The organism is Enterobacter sp. DNB-S2 (genome assembly GCF_019443845.1).
In the GTDB taxonomy this organism is placed as follows: domain Bacteria; phylum Pseudomonadota; class Gammaproteobacteria; order Enterobacterales; family Enterobacteriaceae; genus Enterobacter; species Enterobacter asburiae_B.
Genome location: NZ_CP050520.1, coordinates 1,581,440 through 1,598,278, shown reverse-complemented (window position 1 = coordinate 1,598,278; position 16,839 = coordinate 1,581,440). Strand labels below are relative to the sequence as shown.

Annotated in this window: 15 protein-coding genes and 1 tRNA gene; 5 read left to right on the top strand and 11 right to left on the bottom strand. The window is 57.9% G+C overall.

Going from position 1 to position 16,839, the window contains the following annotated elements:
- Positions 1-35: 35 nt before the first annotated feature.
- Positions 36-614, bottom strand: coding sequence for a D-sedoheptulose 7-phosphate isomerase (lpcA, locus tag HB664_RS07495; protein ID WP_010427884.1), 579 nt, complete (start codon positions 612-614; stop codon positions 36-38).
- A gap of 239 nt (positions 615-853) precedes the next feature.
- On the opposite strand from lpcA, the gene fadE reads away from it, so the two are divergent.
- The gene (fadE, locus tag HB664_RS07490) at positions 854-3,298 is read left to right on the top strand and encodes an acyl-CoA dehydrogenase FadE (RefSeq protein ID WP_029739697.1); all 2,445 of its coding nucleotides are present in this window, start codon (positions 854-856) and stop codon (positions 3,296-3,298) included.
- Between the two features lie 108 nt (positions 3,299-3,406).
- Complete coding sequence (locus HB664_RS07485) at positions 3,407-4,177, top strand: amidohydrolase (protein WP_039263863.1); 771 nt, start codon at positions 3,407-3,409, stop codon at positions 4,175-4,177.
- Positions 4,178-4,228: 51 nt separating this feature from the next.
- On the opposite strand, the gene HB664_RS07480 is transcribed toward HB664_RS07485, so the two are convergent.
- The 9 genes from HB664_RS07480 to dnaQ form a co-directional block, all read right to left on the bottom strand.
- Positions 4,229-5,830 (bottom strand): gamma-glutamyltransferase family protein, encoded by a 1,602-nt coding sequence (locus tag HB664_RS07480; protein WP_219940814.1) that lies wholly within the window; start codon positions 5,828-5,830, stop codon positions 4,229-4,231.
- A 9-nt stretch (positions 5,831-5,839) separates the two neighbouring features.
- Positions 5,840-6,715, bottom strand: coding sequence for an ABC transporter permease (locus tag HB664_RS07475; RefSeq protein WP_029739694.1), 876 nt, complete (start codon positions 6,713-6,715; stop codon positions 5,840-5,842).
- Positions 6,716-6,717: 2 nt separating this feature from the next.
- A complete protein-coding gene (locus tag HB664_RS07470; protein ID WP_023310491.1) occupies positions 6,718-7,659 on the bottom strand; it encodes an ABC transporter permease in 942 nt (313 codons plus the stop codon).
- An 18-nt stretch (positions 7,660-7,677) separates the two neighbouring features.
- The gene (locus HB664_RS07465) at positions 7,678-9,192 is read right to left on the bottom strand and encodes an ABC transporter substrate-binding protein (protein WP_219940552.1); all 1,515 of its coding nucleotides are present in this window, start codon (positions 9,190-9,192) and stop codon (positions 7,678-7,680) included.
- Positions 9,193-9,194: 2 nt separating this feature from the next.
- A complete protein-coding gene (locus HB664_RS07460; protein WP_219940551.1) occupies positions 9,195-10,277 on the bottom strand; it encodes an ABC transporter ATP-binding protein in 1,083 nt (360 codons plus the stop codon).
- Positions 10,274-11,287 carry an ABC transporter ATP-binding protein gene (locus HB664_RS07455; protein ID WP_219940550.1) on the bottom strand — a complete coding sequence of 338 codons (1,014 nt, stop codon included), beginning with the start codon at positions 11,285-11,287 and terminating at the stop codon, positions 10,274-10,276. The genes HB664_RS07460 and HB664_RS07455 overlap by 4 nt, the downstream gene beginning before the upstream one ends.
- A complete protein-coding gene (locus HB664_RS07450) occupies positions 11,284-12,003 on the bottom strand; it encodes a FadR/GntR family transcriptional regulator (protein ID WP_023334601.1) in 720 nt (239 codons plus the stop codon). Before HB664_RS07450 ends, HB664_RS07455 begins: the two co-directional genes overlap by 4 nt.
- A 379-nt stretch (positions 12,004-12,382) precedes the next feature.
- Positions 12,383-12,459, bottom strand: a tRNA-Asp gene (locus tag HB664_RS07445).
- A gap of 132 nt (positions 12,460-12,591) precedes the next feature.
- On the bottom strand, positions 12,592-13,323 hold the full coding sequence (dnaQ, locus tag HB664_RS07440; protein ID WP_055703371.1) for a DNA polymerase III subunit epsilon: 732 nt from the start codon (positions 13,321-13,323) through the stop codon (positions 12,592-12,594).
- A gap of 64 nt (positions 13,324-13,387) precedes the next feature.
- Between dnaQ and rnhA the strand changes: the two genes are divergently transcribed.
- Positions 13,388-13,855, top strand: coding sequence for a ribonuclease HI (rnhA, locus tag HB664_RS07435; protein ID WP_219940549.1), 468 nt, complete (start codon positions 13,388-13,390; stop codon positions 13,853-13,855).
- Here the strand turns inward: rnhA and HB664_RS07430 are convergent.
- Positions 13,852-14,571, bottom strand: a complete 720-nt coding sequence (locus tag HB664_RS07430) for a class I SAM-dependent methyltransferase (RefSeq protein WP_023310484.1) — start codon at positions 14,569-14,571, stop codon at positions 13,852-13,854. The genes rnhA and HB664_RS07430 overlap by 4 nt on opposite strands.
- 32 nt (positions 14,572-14,603) lie before the next feature.
- Between HB664_RS07430 and gloB the strand changes: the two genes are divergently transcribed.
- The gene (gene gloB / locus HB664_RS07425; protein ID WP_143347500.1) at positions 14,604-15,362 is read left to right on the top strand and encodes a hydroxyacylglutathione hydrolase; all 759 of its coding nucleotides are present in this window, start codon (positions 14,604-14,606) and stop codon (positions 15,360-15,362) included.
- 68 nt (positions 15,363-15,430) lie between these two features.
- Positions 15,431-16,795, top strand: a complete 1,365-nt coding sequence (gene mltD / locus HB664_RS07420) for a murein transglycosylase D (protein ID WP_219940548.1) — start codon at positions 15,431-15,433, stop codon at positions 16,793-16,795.
- Positions 16,796-16,839: the final 44 nt, after the last annotated feature.

Here is a 16,839-nt window from a genome sequence, read left to right as displayed (position 1 = left end):
AACAGCGGGGGGCACCGGAGCCCCCCAGCGAAGTCTTACTTAACCATCTCTTTTTCGATCAGCTGGATCAGGATGTGGATCACTTTGATGTGAATTTCCTGAATACGGTCAGCATAACCGAAGTGCGGAACGCGAATTTCGACATCCGCCGTACCGTCCATCTTACCGCCATCTTTACCGGTCAGGGTGATGACCTTCATCCCTTTTTCACGCGCGGCGGCGATCGCTTTGATCACGTTACCGGAGTTACCAGAGGTAGAGATCCCTAGCAGCACGTCGCCTTCACGGCCTACCGCTTCAACGTAGCGGGAGAAGATGTGGTCGTAACCGAAGTCGTTGCCTACGCAGGAGATGTGGCTCACGTCTGAAATCGCAATCGCCGGGTAGCCCGGGCGGTTTTCGCGATAGCGTCCGGTCAGCTCTTCTGCGAAGTGCATAGCGTCACAGTGGGAGCCGCCGTTACCGCAGGAAAGCACTTTGCCACCGGCTTTGAAGCTGTCGGCCAGCAGGACCGCTGCGCGCTGAATAGCGTGAATATTGGCATCATCTTTCAGAAAGTTCGCCAGCGTTTCCGCCGCTTCGTTCAGTTCGTTACGAATAAGATCCTGGTACATGAGGATAATCCTTCAGTATTGATGAAATAACACAGTGGAGTGTACCGGATAGCGGGAAAAGCGAGAAGCTAAAGCCATGCGAATCGTCCGGCGTTTTGATTTTTTGTGCCGGCTAAAATGCGAACAATGTGAACCAGGTTGTAATTATTTTGTAAACACATTGCTAAAGGAAATAACATCAACTACAACCATATCATCACAAGTGGTCAGACCTCCTACAAGCAAGGGAGCTTTTCTTTATGATGATTTTGAGCATTCTCGCAACCGTTGTTCTGCTCGGTGTGTTGTTCTATCACCGCGTAAGTTTATTCCTGAGCAGCCTGATTCTTCTGGCCTGGACGGCTGCGCTTGGCGTCGCAGGTCTCTGGAATATCTGGCTTTTAGTCCCTCTTGCCATCATCCTTCTGCCGTTTAACCTGGCCCCGATGCGTAAATCAATGATCTCTGCGCCGGTGTTCAAGGGCTTTCGCAAAGTGATGCCGCCCATGTCGCGTACTGAAAAAGAAGCGATTGACGCGGGCACCACCTGGTGGGAAGGCGATCTGTTCCAGGGCAACCCGGACTGGAAAAAGCTGCATAACTATCCGCAGCCGCGTCTGACCGCTGAAGAGCAGGCCTTTATTGACGGCCCGGTGGAAGAAGCGTGCCGCATGGCAAACGACTTTGCCATCACCCACGAAATGGCCGACCTGCCGCCAGAGCTGTGGGCGTATCTGAAAGAACATCGCTTCTTCGCGATGATCATCAAGAAAGAGTACGGCGGTCTGGAGTTCTCCGCTTACGCTCAGGCTCGCGTTCTGCAAAAGCTGGCGGGCGTTTCCGGGATCCTGGCGATTACCGTTGGCGTGCCTAACTCCTTAGGCCCGGGCGAACTGCTGCAGCATTACGGTACGGAAGAGCAGAAAGATCACTACCTGCCGCGTCTGGCACGCGGTCAGGAAATCCCTTGCTTCGCGCTGACCAGCCCGGAAGCGGGTTCCGATGCAGGCGCGATCCCGGATACCGGCGTGGTCTGCATGGGTGAGTGGCAGGGCGAGCAGGTGCTGGGCATGCGCCTGACCTGGAACAAGCGTTATATCACCCTGGCGCCAATCGCCACCGTGCTGGGTCTGGCCTTTAAGCTCTCTGACCCGGAAAAACTGCTGGGCGGCGAAGAAGATCTGGGCATTACCTGTGCGCTGATCCCAACCTCTACCCCAGGCGTTGAAATTGGTCGCCGTCACTTCCCGCTGAACGTGCCGTTCCAGAACGGTCCGACCCGCGGTCAGGACATCTTTGTGCCGATTGACTACATCATCGGCGGTCCGAAAATGGCCGGTCAGGGCTGGCGCATGCTGGTGGAATGTCTGTCTGTGGGCCGCGGCATTACCCTGCCGTCGAACTCAACCGGCGGTCTGAAGTCGGTCGCGATGGGGATTGGCGCTTACGCCCACATCCGCCGTCAGTTCAAAATCTCCATCGGCAAGATGGAAGGTATCGAAGAGCCGCTGGCGCGTATCGCGGGCAACGCCTACGTAATGGATGCCGCGGCTTCTCTGATTACCTACGGCATTATGCTGGGCGAAAAACCGGCCGTGCTGTCCGCGATTGTGAAGTACCACTGTACCCACCGCGCGCAGCAGTCGATCATTGACGCGATGGATATCGCGGGCGGTAAAGGCATTATGCTCGGCGAAGGCAACTTCCTGGCGCGCGGCTATCAGGGCGCACCGATTGCCATCACCGTGGAAGGGGCAAACATCCTGACCCGCAGCATGATGATCTTCGGTCAGGGCGCAATCCGCTGCCATCCGTACGTGCTGGAAGAGATGGCTGCCGCGCAGAACAACGACGTGGATGCCTTCGATAAGCTGCTGTTCAAACATATCGGTCACGTGGGCAGCAACAAGGTGCGCAGCTTCTGGCTGGGCCTGACGCGCGGTCTTACCAGCGCGACGCCGACCGGCGATGCGACCAAACGTTACTACCAGCATCTGAACCGTCTGAGCGCCAACCTGGCTTTGCTGTCTGACGTCTCCATGGCGGTGCTGGGCGGCAGCCTGAAGCGTCGCGAGCGTATCTCTGCTCGTCTGGGGGATGTGCTGAGCCAGATCTTCCTGGCCTCTGCGGTCCTGAAGCGTTACGACGACGAAGGCCGTCAGGAAGCGGATCTGCCGCTGGTGCACTGGGGCGTTCAGGATGCGATGTATCAGGCTGAACAGGCGATTGACGACCTGCTGGCGAACTTCCCGAACCGCTTCGTGGCGGGAGCCCTGCGCGCGGTGATCTTCCCGACCGGACGTCACCACCTTGCGCCGTCCGACAAGCTGGACCACAAGGTAGCGAAGATCCTGCAGGTACCGAGCGCAACCCGCTCCCGTATCGGTCGTGGTCAGTATCTGACGCCGACGCCGCATAACCCGGTGGGTCTGCTGGAAGAGGCGCTGCTGGACGTGATGGCTGCCGATCCGATTCACCAGAAGATCTGTAAACAGCTGGGCAAAAACCTGCCGTTTACCCGTCTGGACGAACTGGCAAAACAGGCGCTGGCCGGCGGCATTATCAATAAAGATGAAGCCGCTCTGCTGGTGAAAGCCGAAGAGAGCCGTCTGCGCAGCATTAACGTGGATGATTTCGAGCCGGACGAGCTGGCGACGCAGCCGGTAAAGCTCCCGGAGAAGCACCGCAAACCTGAAGCGGCGTAACGCGTTTCGCTTATACAAACCCCGCCTCGCGCGGGGTTTTTTATTGCCACATTTTCTCGTAATGACGTGCTACAGTGTCAAAAAGCGGTCTTTTGAGGAGTCTGTATCGTGCCTGGTTTGAAGATTTCTATTTTGCAGCAACCTTTAGTGTGGATGGATGGCCCCGCCAACCTGCGCCACTTTGATCGTCAACTGGAAGAGATTACCGGGCGTGATGTGATTGTCCTGCCGGAAATGTTCACCACCGGATTCGCCATGGAAGCGGCACAACAGTCAATGCCTCAGGATGAGGTTGTCGCCTGGATGCATGCCAAAGCGCAGCAGACCAACGCGCTGATCGCCGGGAGCGCTGCCCTGCAAACGGATCGCGGGCCGGTGAACCGCTTCCTGCTGGTGGAGCCGGAAGGGAAAGTGCATTTTTACGATAAACGCCACCTGTTCCGCATGGCGGATGAGCATCATCACTATGAAGCGGGTCACGAGCGCGTGGTGTTCGAGTGGCGCGGCTGGCGTATTTTGCCGCTGGTCTGCTACGACCTGCGCTTCCCGGTGTGGTCGCGCAACCGCAACGATTACGACCTGGCGCTGTATGTTGCCAACTGGCCTGCACCGCGCTCCCTGCACTGGCAGTCGCTGCTGGTAGCGCGCGCGATTGAGAACCAGGCGTACGTGGTGGGCTGTAACCGCGTGGGAACCGACGGCAACGGGCATCACTACCGCGGCGACAGCCGGGTGGTGAATCCGCAGGGCGAGATCATTGCCACCGCCGAGCCGCATCAGGCGACGCGCATTGATGCCGAGCTGTCGTTGACGGCGCTGCAGGAGTATCGCGAGAAGTTTCCGGCCTGGCAGGATGCGGATCCGTTTAGCATTGGCTGAAATTTTCCCCTCACCCCGCCCCTCTCCCAACGGGAGAGGGAGGATAAAACATTAACTCACCAGCGCCTGCCCGTCTTTGCGGCTTTCCGTCGCGGCCACGTAGTGTCCTTCCGGCAGGCGATAAATCACCTGCGCCCCGCCGAAGTTGTAATCCTGAAGCGGATCTTCCACCACGATCTGATGACCCCGCTCGCGCAGCGCGGCGATGGTATTGCGATCGAAGGTCGATTCAACGATCACCTCCCTGCCCTGCACCACGCGCCAGCGCGGGGCATCGATTGCCGCCTGTGGGTTTTGCCCGTGCAGCATAATGCGCAGCGCCATCTGCATGTGCCCCTGCGCCTGCATCGACCCACCCATCACGCCGAAAGACATCAGCGGCTGGCCGCTGCCGTCCATCGCAAAGCCCGGAATGATGGTGTGGAACGGTCGCTTGCTGCCCGCCAGCGCGTTCGGGTGATTGGGATCCAGCACAAACCCGCAGCCCCGGTTTTGCAGGCTGATCCCCGTATCCGGCACCACAATGCCTGAACCAAAGCCCATGTAGTTGGACTGAATAAACGAAACCATCATCCCGCTGGCGTCGGCGGTGCTGATGTAGACCGTGCCGCTCTGCGTCGGGGAACCGTAAACGAAATCAGAGGCGTGCTCGTGATTGATAAGCGCCGCGCGCGACCTCAGATAATGGTCGCTCAGCAGCTCTTTCGCCGCGAACGCCATATGGTCTTCATCCGCCACGTAGCGGTCGAGATCCGCCAGCGCCAGCTTCATCGCCTCAATGGACAGGTGCAGGGACTGCACGGAATCCGGGTGATATTTCTCAATGCCGCACTGCTCCAGAATGCCGAGCGCAATCAGCGTGGCGATCCCCTGGCCGTTTGGCGGCAATTCCTGCACCGAACCGCCCGCGAAGTCGCGCGACAGCAGCTCTACCCAGTCCACGCGGTGGTTTGCCAGATCTTCAGCCGTCAGGTGCGCGCCGTGTTCTTTGGCGAAAGCGGCAATTTTCTGCGCCAGCTCGCCGCGGTAAAAGGCTTCACCGTTGGTGCGGGCAATCAGCTCCAGCGAGTTCGCCTGCGCCGGGTTACGGAAGATTTCCCCCACGCGCGGGGCGCGGCCTTCCGGCGCGAAGCAGGCGCTGAAGCCCGGCTGATCTTTCAGCTTGCTATAGCCGCGCTGCCAGAGATGGCCAATCAGCGGGGAGACAGGGAAACCGTTGCGCGCGTAGTCAATGGCTGGCTGCGCCAGGGTGGTCAGCGGCAGCGTGCCGAAGCGTTCCGCCAGCTCGACCCAGCCGGATACCGCGCCCGGCACGGTCACCGCGTCCCAGCCAATTTCCGGCACCGCGGTTTTACCGGCAAACAGATCCGCATGCCAGCTTGCAGGCGAACGACCGGACGCGTTCAGGCCGTGCAGCTTTTCACCGTCCCAGACGATGGCAAAGGCGTCGCTGCCGATCCCGTTGCCGGTCGGCTCAACCACCGTCAGCGCCATCGCGGTGGCAATCGCCGCATCCACGGCGTTGCCGCCCAGCAGCAGCATTTTCATTCCCGCCTGCGCCGCCAGCGGTTGCGACGTGGCGACGGCGTTACGGCCCATCATTGGCGGGCGGCGTGAAGCGTAACCGGATGTAAAATCAAGCGCTTTGGTCATCATGACTCCTTAGTCGTGGCGCGGATCGAGCGCATCGCGCAGCCCGTCACCGAGTAAATTAAAGCCCTGCACGGCAAGGAAAATCGCCACGCCGGGGAAAACGGACATCCACGGCGCCTGCTCCAGAAACCCTTTCGCGGTGTTGAGCATGGAGCCCCAGGACGGATTGGGCGGCTGCTGCCCCAGCCCCAAAAACGACAGGCTGGCTTCGGCGATAATCGCCGAGGCAATCGCCAGCGTGGCCTGCACCAGGATCGGCGACATCACGTTCGGCAGGACGTATTTGATGATGATCCAGCGGTCCGGCAGGCCAATCGCCCGCGCGCCGTCGATGTACTCTTCGTTGCGAATGGCGATCACCTGCCCGCGCGTCAGGCGGGCGAAGATCGGCATCGCCGAAAGACCGATGGCGATCATCGCGTTGGTCAGGCTCGGCCCCAAAAACGCCCCCAGCGCGATCGCCATGATCAGGAACGGACAGGCCAGCAGCGCCTCGATAAACCGCGAGATCACGCCGTCCCACATCTTCTGGAAGTAACCCGCCACCAGCCCCAGCGGCACGCCGATGACCACGGCAATCACCACAGACATACAGCCTGCCATCAGCGAGGTGCGAGCCCCCCAGATAATGCGGGATAAAATGTCGCGCCCCAGCTCGTCGGTGCCGAACCAGTACATCGCGGACGGCGCTTTGCGCACCGCCAGGAAGTTGGCTTTGACCGGGTCGAACGGGGCAATCCACGGCGCCAGCAGCGCCACCAGCACAAAGAATCCCACCACCACCGCGCCAATCACCGCACTTTTGTTGGCAAGGAATTTCTTCAGCACCCGGTTCTGCGCGCGCGGCAGCGCGGGCGTAACGGTTTGCGTCGTCAGTTCCGCCATGGTTAACCTCGCATTTTCGGGTTGATAAGGACGTAGAGCACGTCGGCCAGCAGGTTGAGCATCAGGAAGCCGATCGCCACGATCAGCACCACGCCCTGCACCACCGCGTAGTCACGGTTAAATACCGAGTCGACGATCATCTTGCCGAAGCCCGGAATGGTGAAGACCTGCTCGGTCAGCACCGCGCCGCCCAGCAGCTCGCCGAACAGCAGCGTGGTGAGGGTGATGACCGGTACCAGCGCGTTGCGAAACGCATGCTTCAGGATCACCGCCTTTGGCAGCAGCCCCTTAGCGCGCGCGGTGCGGATGTAATCCGCCTTCAGGACCGCAATCATCGAAGCGCGGGTATGGCGCATCAGCGTCGCCGCGAGGCCCGTTCCGAGCACGGACGCGGGCAGCAGCAGCGTGCGCAGGTTCTGGAGCGGATCTTCACTGAACGGCACGTAGCCGGACGCGGGCAGCCACTGCAGGTTCACCGAAAAGACCAGAATCAGCAAGATCCCCAGCCAGAAGTGCGGGATCGAGATCCCCGAGATCGCCACGAAGTTCGCCCCGTGATCGACCCAGCTATTTTTATTCACCGCCGCGAGGATCCCCATGCTGATGCCAAACACCAGCGCGATAATCATCGCCAGCAGAGACAGCTCCAGCGTGACCGGCAGCTTGCTGGCGATCAGCTGCGTCACCGGTTCGTGCGTGCGTAAGGAGACGCCCAGATCGCCCTGCAGCGCGCGCGTCAGCCAGTGGAAATACTGCACGGGGATTGGCGCATCGAGGTTCAGTTCCGCACGCAGCTGGGCGATGACCGCCGGGTCGCGCTCCTCCCCGGCCATGGCGATCAGCGGGTCGCCGGGCAGCAGCTTTTGCAGCCCGAACACCATCATGCTCACCAGTAGCAGGGTTGGTATAGCCAGCAGCAGACGTTTGCAAATCAGTTCCAGCATGGGTTCTCCTCGGGACCTTTATTTCGCCAGCGTCAAACCCGCCAGACGCACGATGCCGTCCGGGTACGGCTTAAAGCCCTGCACGCTTTTGTTCAGACCGAAAATGCGCGGCTCGAAGTAGAGGTAGGCAATCGGCATGTCGGTTTGCAGCTGCTTCACCACCTTGTCGTACAGCGGCTGACGTGCGGCCTGGTCGGTGCTCTGGCGCGCCTGGGTCAGCCACTCATCGACCTGCGCGTTGCTGTAGCGGCCGTCGTTGAGCGTGCCTTTGCTGTTGAGAAAGCCGTAGATGCTGCCGTCCGGATCCGGGCGTCCCGACCAGCCGGAGAAGCTCAGCTGATAGTCGCCGCTCTGCTGGCGGTCGAGCAGCGTGGCGAATTCGGTCATCTGCAGGTTCAGGTTAAATCCGGCCTCGGCGACCATCGCCTGCAGCACCTGGCCCACCTGCTGCGAGGTTGGGTTGTTCGGCACCAGCAGGTTGACGGTCAGCGGCGCGGTGACGCCTGCCGCCTTCAGCAGCGCTTTGGCTTTGTCAACGTCACGCGGCGGGACCGGCAGGTTAACGTGATACGGGCTGACCGGGGAAAACGCCTGGTTTGCCGGGGTGTAAAGCCCTTCGAAGACCACCTGGTTTAACGCATCGCGGTCGATGGCCTGAGAAAACGCCTCGCGCACGCGGGCGTCCTTGAACGGATCGTTGGCCGGCACCTTGCCGTTGTTGATGTTGAAGGTAATGCCCTGATAGCCGAGACCGGTTACCTTCGCCAGCGCCAGCTTGCTGTCGGCTTCGACCGTTTTAACGTCGCTGGCGGCGATGCCTTCGGTCAGGTCAAGATCGCCCGCGCGCAGGTTCGCGAGGCGCACGGAGGCGTCCGGGATCGGCAGATAGATAATTTTGTCGAAGTGGTAAGCGTCTTTGTTCCAGTAGTTGTCGAAGCGGGTCAGAACGATGCGGTCCTGGGACACGCGGCTGTCGAATTTATACGGGCCGGAGCAGACCGGGTGGGCGGCAAAGTCAGGCTTTTTCGCCGCCTCGGGGGCCATCATCGCGCCCGCACGGTCGGTGAGCTGCATCAGCAGCGCCGCATCGGGGGTCTTCAGGTGCAGCGTAATCTGCATCGGGCCGGTGACCTCGACCGATTCAACGGAGGAGATCTCGCTCTTACGCAGGGATCCTTTCAGGGTCAGGGCGCGGTCGAGGTTGTATTTTGCCGCGGCGGCATCAAATTTCTCACCGTCGTGGAAGGTGACGCCTTCGCGCAGATTAAGCGTCAGGGTTTTACCGTCGTCACTCCACGCCCAGTCTTTAGCCAGGCCGGGGACGACCTTCAGGTTTTCATCCACGTCCACCAGCCTGTCGCACAGGGAGGCAAACACGAAGCGGCCATAGTAGGTGCGCGCCAGATGCGGGTCGAGCATGTCCGGGTCAGCGCCCAGACCGATCCGCAGCACGCTTTCAGAATGGGCGGGCAGCGCCGCGCCAAGCAACATAACACTTCCCAGTACGGTCAAAAGAGAATTACGCATTGTCATTATCATGAGTTCCTTGAAGGAAGGGACGAGTGAGTGGCCGCGTGTTCAAACAGCGCGCGGCGGCGCAGAAAGGCGGCGGATGGCGGTGCGATCTGAATAACGCTGCGATCGCGGTTGATCTCCTGCCAGCGATGACAGGCAACCTGACGTCCGCCATCGAGCACCTGATTGATCGGCTCAACCTGGCGGCATTCATCGGTGACGTACGGGCAGCGGGTGTGGAAACGGCAGCCGGACGGCGGGCTGGCCGGGTTGGGCAGATCCCCCTGCAGCAGCAGCGCGTCGCGCTCAACGCCCGGCTGCATCTGCGGTGCCGAGGCGATCAGCGCCTGAGTATAGGGATGCAGCGGCGCGTCAAAAATCTCGTCGACGTTGGCAAGCTCGACGATTTGCCCGAGATACATGACCGCCACGCGGTCGCTCATATGGCGGATCACCGCCAGGCCGTGGGCAACAATCACCATCGTCAGCCCAAGCTGGTGCTTCAGGCTTTCCAGCAGGTTGACCACCTGCGCCTGAACGGACACATCCAGCGCGGATACCGGCTCGTCCCCCAGCAGCAGCTTCGGTCCCGAGGCCAGCGCGCGCGCAATGCCGATACGCTGGCGCTGCCCGCCGGAAAACTCGTGCGGATAGCGCCCGGCCCAGGCGGCAGGCAGGCCCACGGTTTTAAGCAGCTCGGCAACGCGGTACTGGCGATCCGCTTTTTTCATGTTCTGATGCAGCCACAGCGGCTCCCCGACGATTTGCTCCACCGTCATGCGCGGGTTGAGCGAGGCGAAGGGATCCTGAAAGATGATTTGCAGCTCGCGCCGGAGCTGGTTCAGGCGGGCACCGGAGGCGTCGGTGATCTCCCCCCCCTGATAAAACACGCGCCCTTCGCTGGCGGCCAGCAGGCGCAGCAGCAGACGACCGAGCGTAGATTTCCCGGAGCCGGACTCGCCGACAATCGCCAGCGTTTCGCCCGGCATCACGGCAAGCGAAACGCGATCGACCGCCGTGACAAAGCGTGCCGGAGTAAAGAGTTTTTTGGGGCCGGGGAAAAGCTTGCTGAGGTCACGGGCTTCAAGAATGGGCGTGGTCATGCGGTCTCTCCCAGGGCAATGTGGTGTTCGAGCGGCACGCGGAAGCAGGCGACCTGATGGCCCGCGCCGAGCGCGGTGAGCTGCGGTTTTTCATCATGGCAGCGCGACTGCGCAAACGGGCAGCGGGTGGCAAAACGGCAGCCTTTCGGCATGGATTCCGGGAGCGGGACCGCGCCGGGAATTGTGGAGAGCTGGCCCTTGCGTGCGCCCAGCGAGGGGATCGACCCCATCAGGCCGATGGTGTACGGGTGCTGCGGGTCGGCGAATATTGCCTCCACGCTCCCCTGCTCCACCACCTGTCCGGCATACATCACGGCGACCTGCTGGGCGACTTCTGCCACCACGCCTAAATCGTGGGTGATCATCAGCACCGCCGTGCCGGTTTCCTCTTTTAAGGCGTTGAGCAAGGCGAGGATTTGCGCCTGGATGGTGACGTCGAGCGCGGTGGTTGGCTCGTCGGCAATCAGCAGTTTAGGGTGGTTAATCAGCGCAATGGCAATCATCACGCGCTGGCGCATGCCGCCGGAAAGCTGGTGGGGATATGCTTTCAGGCGCATCTCTGCCGCCGGGATCTGCACCTTCTCGAGGATCTGCAGCGCGACCTTCATCGCCTCTGCGCGCGAGACGTTCTGGTGTCGCATAACCGCCTCGCTCAGCTGATCCCCCAGCGTGAACGCCGGATTGAGCGAGGTCATCGGCTCCTGAAAAATCATCGCCAGCTCGCTGCCGCGCAGATCGGCATACTCCCGCGGTGAGAGCTTTCGCAGATTGTGGCGGCGAAACTGCATCTCACCGCTGACAATCTGCGCGCTGGCGGGCAGTAATCCCATCAGCGCCAGGGAGGTGATACTTTTCCCGCAGCCGGACTCCCCCACCAGCGCCAGCGTTTCTCCCGCCCTGACGGTCAGCGAGATACCATCAAGCACGCTAACCGGCGAGCCAGCAAACGTAACGTTGAGGTTTTGCACCCGCAATACGGGTGTGGCGTCCTTAAAGGGTATTGTCGTCATGGCGTGAAGTCGTCCTCAAGGTGGATCGCCTGAATCAGGGCGGTTTGCAGGCTGAGCAAGTGTTCGCGCATGGCGGCCGCGGCTTCATTAGGCTGGCGATGGATAATCGCAGACATGATCTTATGGTGGTGGTCGTTATAGCTGTCGACACGTTCGGGGGTGCGTGCCAGCTCGCGCAGATGCTGCCAGCCCGGTTCGCGCCGAACGGCATCAATGGCATCAAACAGGCCGAGCATCAGACGGTTGCCCGCCGCCTCGGCAATCGCCCGGTGAAAGGCGCTGTCCCAGAGTTCGTTGAGATCGCGGTCGTCCGGGCTGACCTTGTCGATGCGTTCCAGCATGCGCTGCATGAGCGCGAGGTTTTCCCTGGTGGCACGCAGTGCCGCAAGCCGGGCTAAGCCGGGTTCGAGCTGCAGACGAGCTTCCATCACTTCCAGAAGGTTGGTTTGCTGAACCAATCCCTGAAGGGCCAGCGGTTCAACAGGTGCCGCCGGGCCAATAAAGGTCCCTTTGCCCTGCTTACGCCAGATGCGCCCCTCTTCTTCCAGCACGTCCAGCGCACGACGTACTTCACGTCGTCCTACGCCGAGAGTGTCCGACAGCTCACGTTCCGTGGGCAGCGGTATGCCTGGTGTTGACTCATGCTGGTTGATAAGCCCGCGCAACTGCTCAAGCGCGGTGCTGGAATTGGCCAGAAACCGTGACGGTTTTTCCATATTGGTTCGCTCGCTTTCATCATGACTTTATTTTTATTAACGATAAGTTATTGATATGGAATGAAGCTTATCGTGCTAATGATTAAGCAATAACCAAACCAATACGAAATTGGTTCGGTATATTTTTGGAAAGCAGGAGATAACCAGATGATTCTGCGTGAATTATTTTTACAGAAAGAAACATTCTGAATGAGGTGCGAAGAGAGGAGTGATGGAGAAATGCACAATTACAGTGCAAATAATGCACCATATCCGTGCAATTGTTAATAAATTGCACTATGAGTATTAACTTTTTGTTAACGATAAGGGGGAGAATGAGATTACTGAAGGCTGAAACGACGAAAGCCTGAATCATTTCTGATTCAGGCTTTCTGAATAGTGGCGGAACGGACGGGACTCGAACCCGCGACCCCCCGCGTGACAGGCAGGTATTCTAACCGACTGAACTACCGCTCCACTGTTCCCGTTTGGGGAACGAGGCGCATATTACGGTGCGCCTCCGATCTCGTCAACGCTTTTTCTCACGTTTTGAATCGTTTGCTGCAAAAATCGCCCAAACGATGATTTTACAGGCATTAAGGCGTTTTTTCAGGCGCGCCACAAACAGCTGCCGCCCTTCTTCTGGACCAGATCAAGCCGGGATTCGTGGTTAAGAAGCTCTTCGTCACTGGCTAAAATAACCCGCAACCGACTGGCCTGACGGACAACACGCTGAATGCCCGCTTCGCCTTGCGTCTGCTGGGATTCATTTTCCATACTGAACTTCATTGACGTCTGCCCGCCGGTCATCGTCAGATAGACATCGGCCAGGATCTGGGCATCGAGCAACGCCCCGTGGAGCGTTCGCTTGGTATTGTCTATCTCGTAGCGCGAGCAGAGTGCATCCAGGCTGTTACGCTTGCCGGGGAACATCTTCCTTGCCAGCGCCAGGCTGTCCGTCACCTTACAGAAGGTGTTCGTCTTCGGAATATCACGATTAAGTTTGCTGAATTCATAATCCATAAAGCCGATATCGAACGATGCGTTATGGATGACAAGCTCGGCGCCCTTGATGTATTCCAGGAACTCGTCAGCGACATCCGCAAAAGTCGGCTTATCCAGCAAGAACTCATCGGCAATACCGTGAACGCCGAACGCTTCCGGATCCACCAGCCGATCGGGTTTGAGGTAGACGTGGAAGTTGTTCCCCGTAAGACGACGGTTCACCACTTCAACGGCACCGATCTCGATGATCTTATGCCCTTCGTAGTGCGCGCCGATCTGGTTCATACCGGTGGTTTCGGTATCGAGGACAATCTGGCGAGTAATTGCAGTGCTCATAGCGGTCATTTATGTCAGACTTATCGTTTAACTGAACGTTTCGAATACAGGAAGTCTACCAGAGATGCGTAAACAGGTAGAAATTTTCACCGATGGATCTTGTCTCGGTAACCCAGGACCCGGCGGCTACGGCGCGATTATGCGCTATCGCCAGCACGAAAAAACCTTTAGCGAAGGCTATTTTCTGACCACCAACAACCGGATGGAGTTGATGGCGGCCATCGTGGCGCTGGAGGCGTTAAAAGAACATTGTGACGTGGTGCTAAGCACCGACAGTCAGTACGTGCGTCAGGGGATCACCCACTGGATCCATAACTGGAAAAAACGCGGCTGGAAAACCGCCGATAAGAAGCCGGTCAAGAACGTCGATCTCTGGAAACGTCTTGATGCTGCGCTGGGCCAGCACCAGATTAAGTGGGAGTGGGTTAAAGGCCACGCAGGCCACCCGGAAAACGAACGCTGCGACGAACTGGCGCGTGCTGCGGCATCCAATCCCGCACATGAAGATGCGGGCTATCAGCCCGACGCCTAATCGGTTTTTTTGTACTGCCGCGTGGCGCCCACGGTCTGGCGGATGGGCGTTTTCGACTTGCTCTGCTTCATGGGGTTAAGCGTAAGGGGAATGGTTCGCTTACGCGCAACGATAAACTGCAAACAGCCCAACGCGGGGAGATGGGTGCTCAGTACCACGCCCCCCTGCCGCGCCCAGGGCAGCACCTGAAAACCTCCGTAGCAAAGCACTTCAAAGTTCAGCAGTGAAAGCCAGTCGAGCTGGCGCATCATGGTGAACATCCGGCTGTTGTAAGGTGGAGTCCGGCGTAGCACCGGTACCAGCTTACGCAGGCCCATCAGGCTTAGCGGATTGAATCCGCTAAGTACCAGCCAGCCGTCATCAATCAGCACGCGATCGGCTTCGCGAAGCAGACGATGCGGATCGCTGCACCAGGGTAGCGTATGTGCGAGCAAACACGCATCGACGGATTTTTCCGCAAACGGCAGATGCAACGGGTCTGCTTTCACCTGAACCGGCGATCCGCCGAGAGAGACGTTAACCTGATGCGAGATAGCGCAGCTTTCGGTATTGATTTCCGCGCTGAGATTGCCAATCTTAAGCAGGTGAAAGCCATACATTTTCGCGAGCCAGGGCTTCAGCTGCTGTTCTAACGCTTCGCGATAGTATTCACCCCAGGGCAATTCCGCCCAACGTTCCGGTGCTGCGACAGTCTGAGGTATCCTTGCCGGTTTCATCAAAACACCCGCCACGCTCTAAGAGGTAATGTATGAATCTTATCAGTATTCCAGCGTTTCAGGACAATTACATCTGGGTTTTGGTTGACGACGATCGCCGCTGCGTCATTGTCGATCCCGGAGAATCCGCCCCTTTACTGCACGCCATAAAAGAGAACGGCTGGCAGCCAGAAGCCATTCTGTTGACGCATCATCATAGCGATCACACTGGCGGCGTGCCTGAACTGCGCGCTCATTTTCCGCATCTTGTGGTTTACGGACCGGCAGAGGCACAAGATAAGGGAATCACGCATGTAGTCGAAGAAGGCGAAAATATCCTCATACGCGAGTGGGAGTTTTCCGTATTTGCTACACCGGGTCACACTTTGGGACATCTGTGTTTCTACAGTAAGCCTTATCTTTTTTGCGGCGATACGCTGTTCTCTGGAGGCTGCGGAAGACTATTTGAAGGCACGCCAGCTCAAATGTATCAGTCTTTACAGAAAATTAACGCGCTACCCGATGAGACGCTCATTTGTTGCGCCCATGAGTATACATTAGGAAATATGAAGTTTGCAGTGAGCCTCTTACCCGAGGATCGAGCGATTCAGGATTATTATCACAAAGTGAAGGAGTTACGTGCAAAAAACCAAAAAACACTCCCCGTAATTCTGAAAAATGAGCGGCAAATTAATTTATTTTTACGCACAGATGATGTTGATTTAATTAATAAAATTAACCAAGAAACAAATTTGCAACAACCAGAACAGCGATTTGCATGGTTAAGGTCAAAGAAAGATAACTTCAGATAATTGCGGGTTGCCTTTTCAAAATTTCGCCGTTATCATCGCTCGTCTTTTAAGCAACTATTGACACACACATGAAGGCAAAAGCGATATTACTCGCCTCTGTCCTGCTTGTAGGTTGCCAGTCGCAAAACGGCAGCAACGTACAACAGCACGCACAGAGCCTTTCTGCAGCTGGTCAAGGGGAAGCAGGGAAGTTTGCAAGTTCGGCGCGCTGGATGGACGATGGAACATCTTACGCGCAGGATCAAGACTTGTGGACCTCTATTGGCGACGAGCTAAAGATGGGAATTCCGGAAAATCCCCGGATTCGCGAACAGAAACAGAAGTATTTAAGTAATAAGAGCTATCTCCACGATGTAACGTTACGGGCAGAGCCGTATATGTACTGGATAGCCGGGCAAGTTAAGAAACGTAACATGCCTATGGAGCTGGTACTCCTACCCATAGTGGAGAGCGCTTTTGACCCACACGCGACGTCTGGCGCCAATGCCGCAGGCATTTGGCAGATCATTCCGAGCACCGGGCGAAACTATGGTCTGAAACAGACCCGCAACTATGATGCGCGTCGCGATGTTGTCGCTTCAACGACAGCCGCTCTCGACATGATGCAACGTCTGAACAAGATGTTTGACGGCGACTGGCTGTTAACGGTCGCAGCGTATAATAGTGGCGAAGGTCGTGTACTGAAGGCAATGAAAGCGAATAAAGCACGGGGTAAATCCACCGATTTTTGGTCGCTCTCACTGCCACAGGAAACAAAGATTTACGTACCGAAAATGCTGGCATTGAGCGATATTCTCAAGAACAGCAAGCGTTACGGTGTACAACTGCCAACACCAGACGAAAGTCGTGCACTGGCGCGTGTTCGCCTCAGCAATCCAGTTGATATTCAACAGGTTGCTGATATGACGGGTATGTCGGTAAGTAAATTGAAAACCTTTAATGCTGGCGTTAAAGGCTCAACCCGGGGGGCAAGTGGCCCGCAGTATGTAATGGTTCCGCAGAAACATGCCGAGCAGTTACGTGAGTCTTTAGCTTCTGGTGAAATCGCCGCCGTTCAGTCAACGCTGATCGCGGATGCATCATCAGTTAACAGCCGCAGCTATAAGGTTCGTTCAGGTGATACGCTTTCGGGCATCGCGTCACGTCTTGGCGTGAATGCGAAAGATCTGCAGCAGTGGAATAATCTGCGCAGTTCCGGCCTGAAAGTGGGTCAGACTCTGACGGTAGGTGCAGGTAGCAGCGCACAGCGTCTTGCCAGCAACAGCGATAGCATTACCTATCGCGTACGCAAGGGCGATTCACTGTCCAGTATCGCAAAACGGCACGGCGTGAACATCAAGGATGTGATGCGCTGGAACAATGATACTGACAATCTGAAACCTGGCGACCAGCTGACGCTGTTTGTGAAGAACAGCGCGACGCCAGATTCCTGATAACACGATCGAAAGATAAAAAGGCACCGATTCCCCTCGGTGCC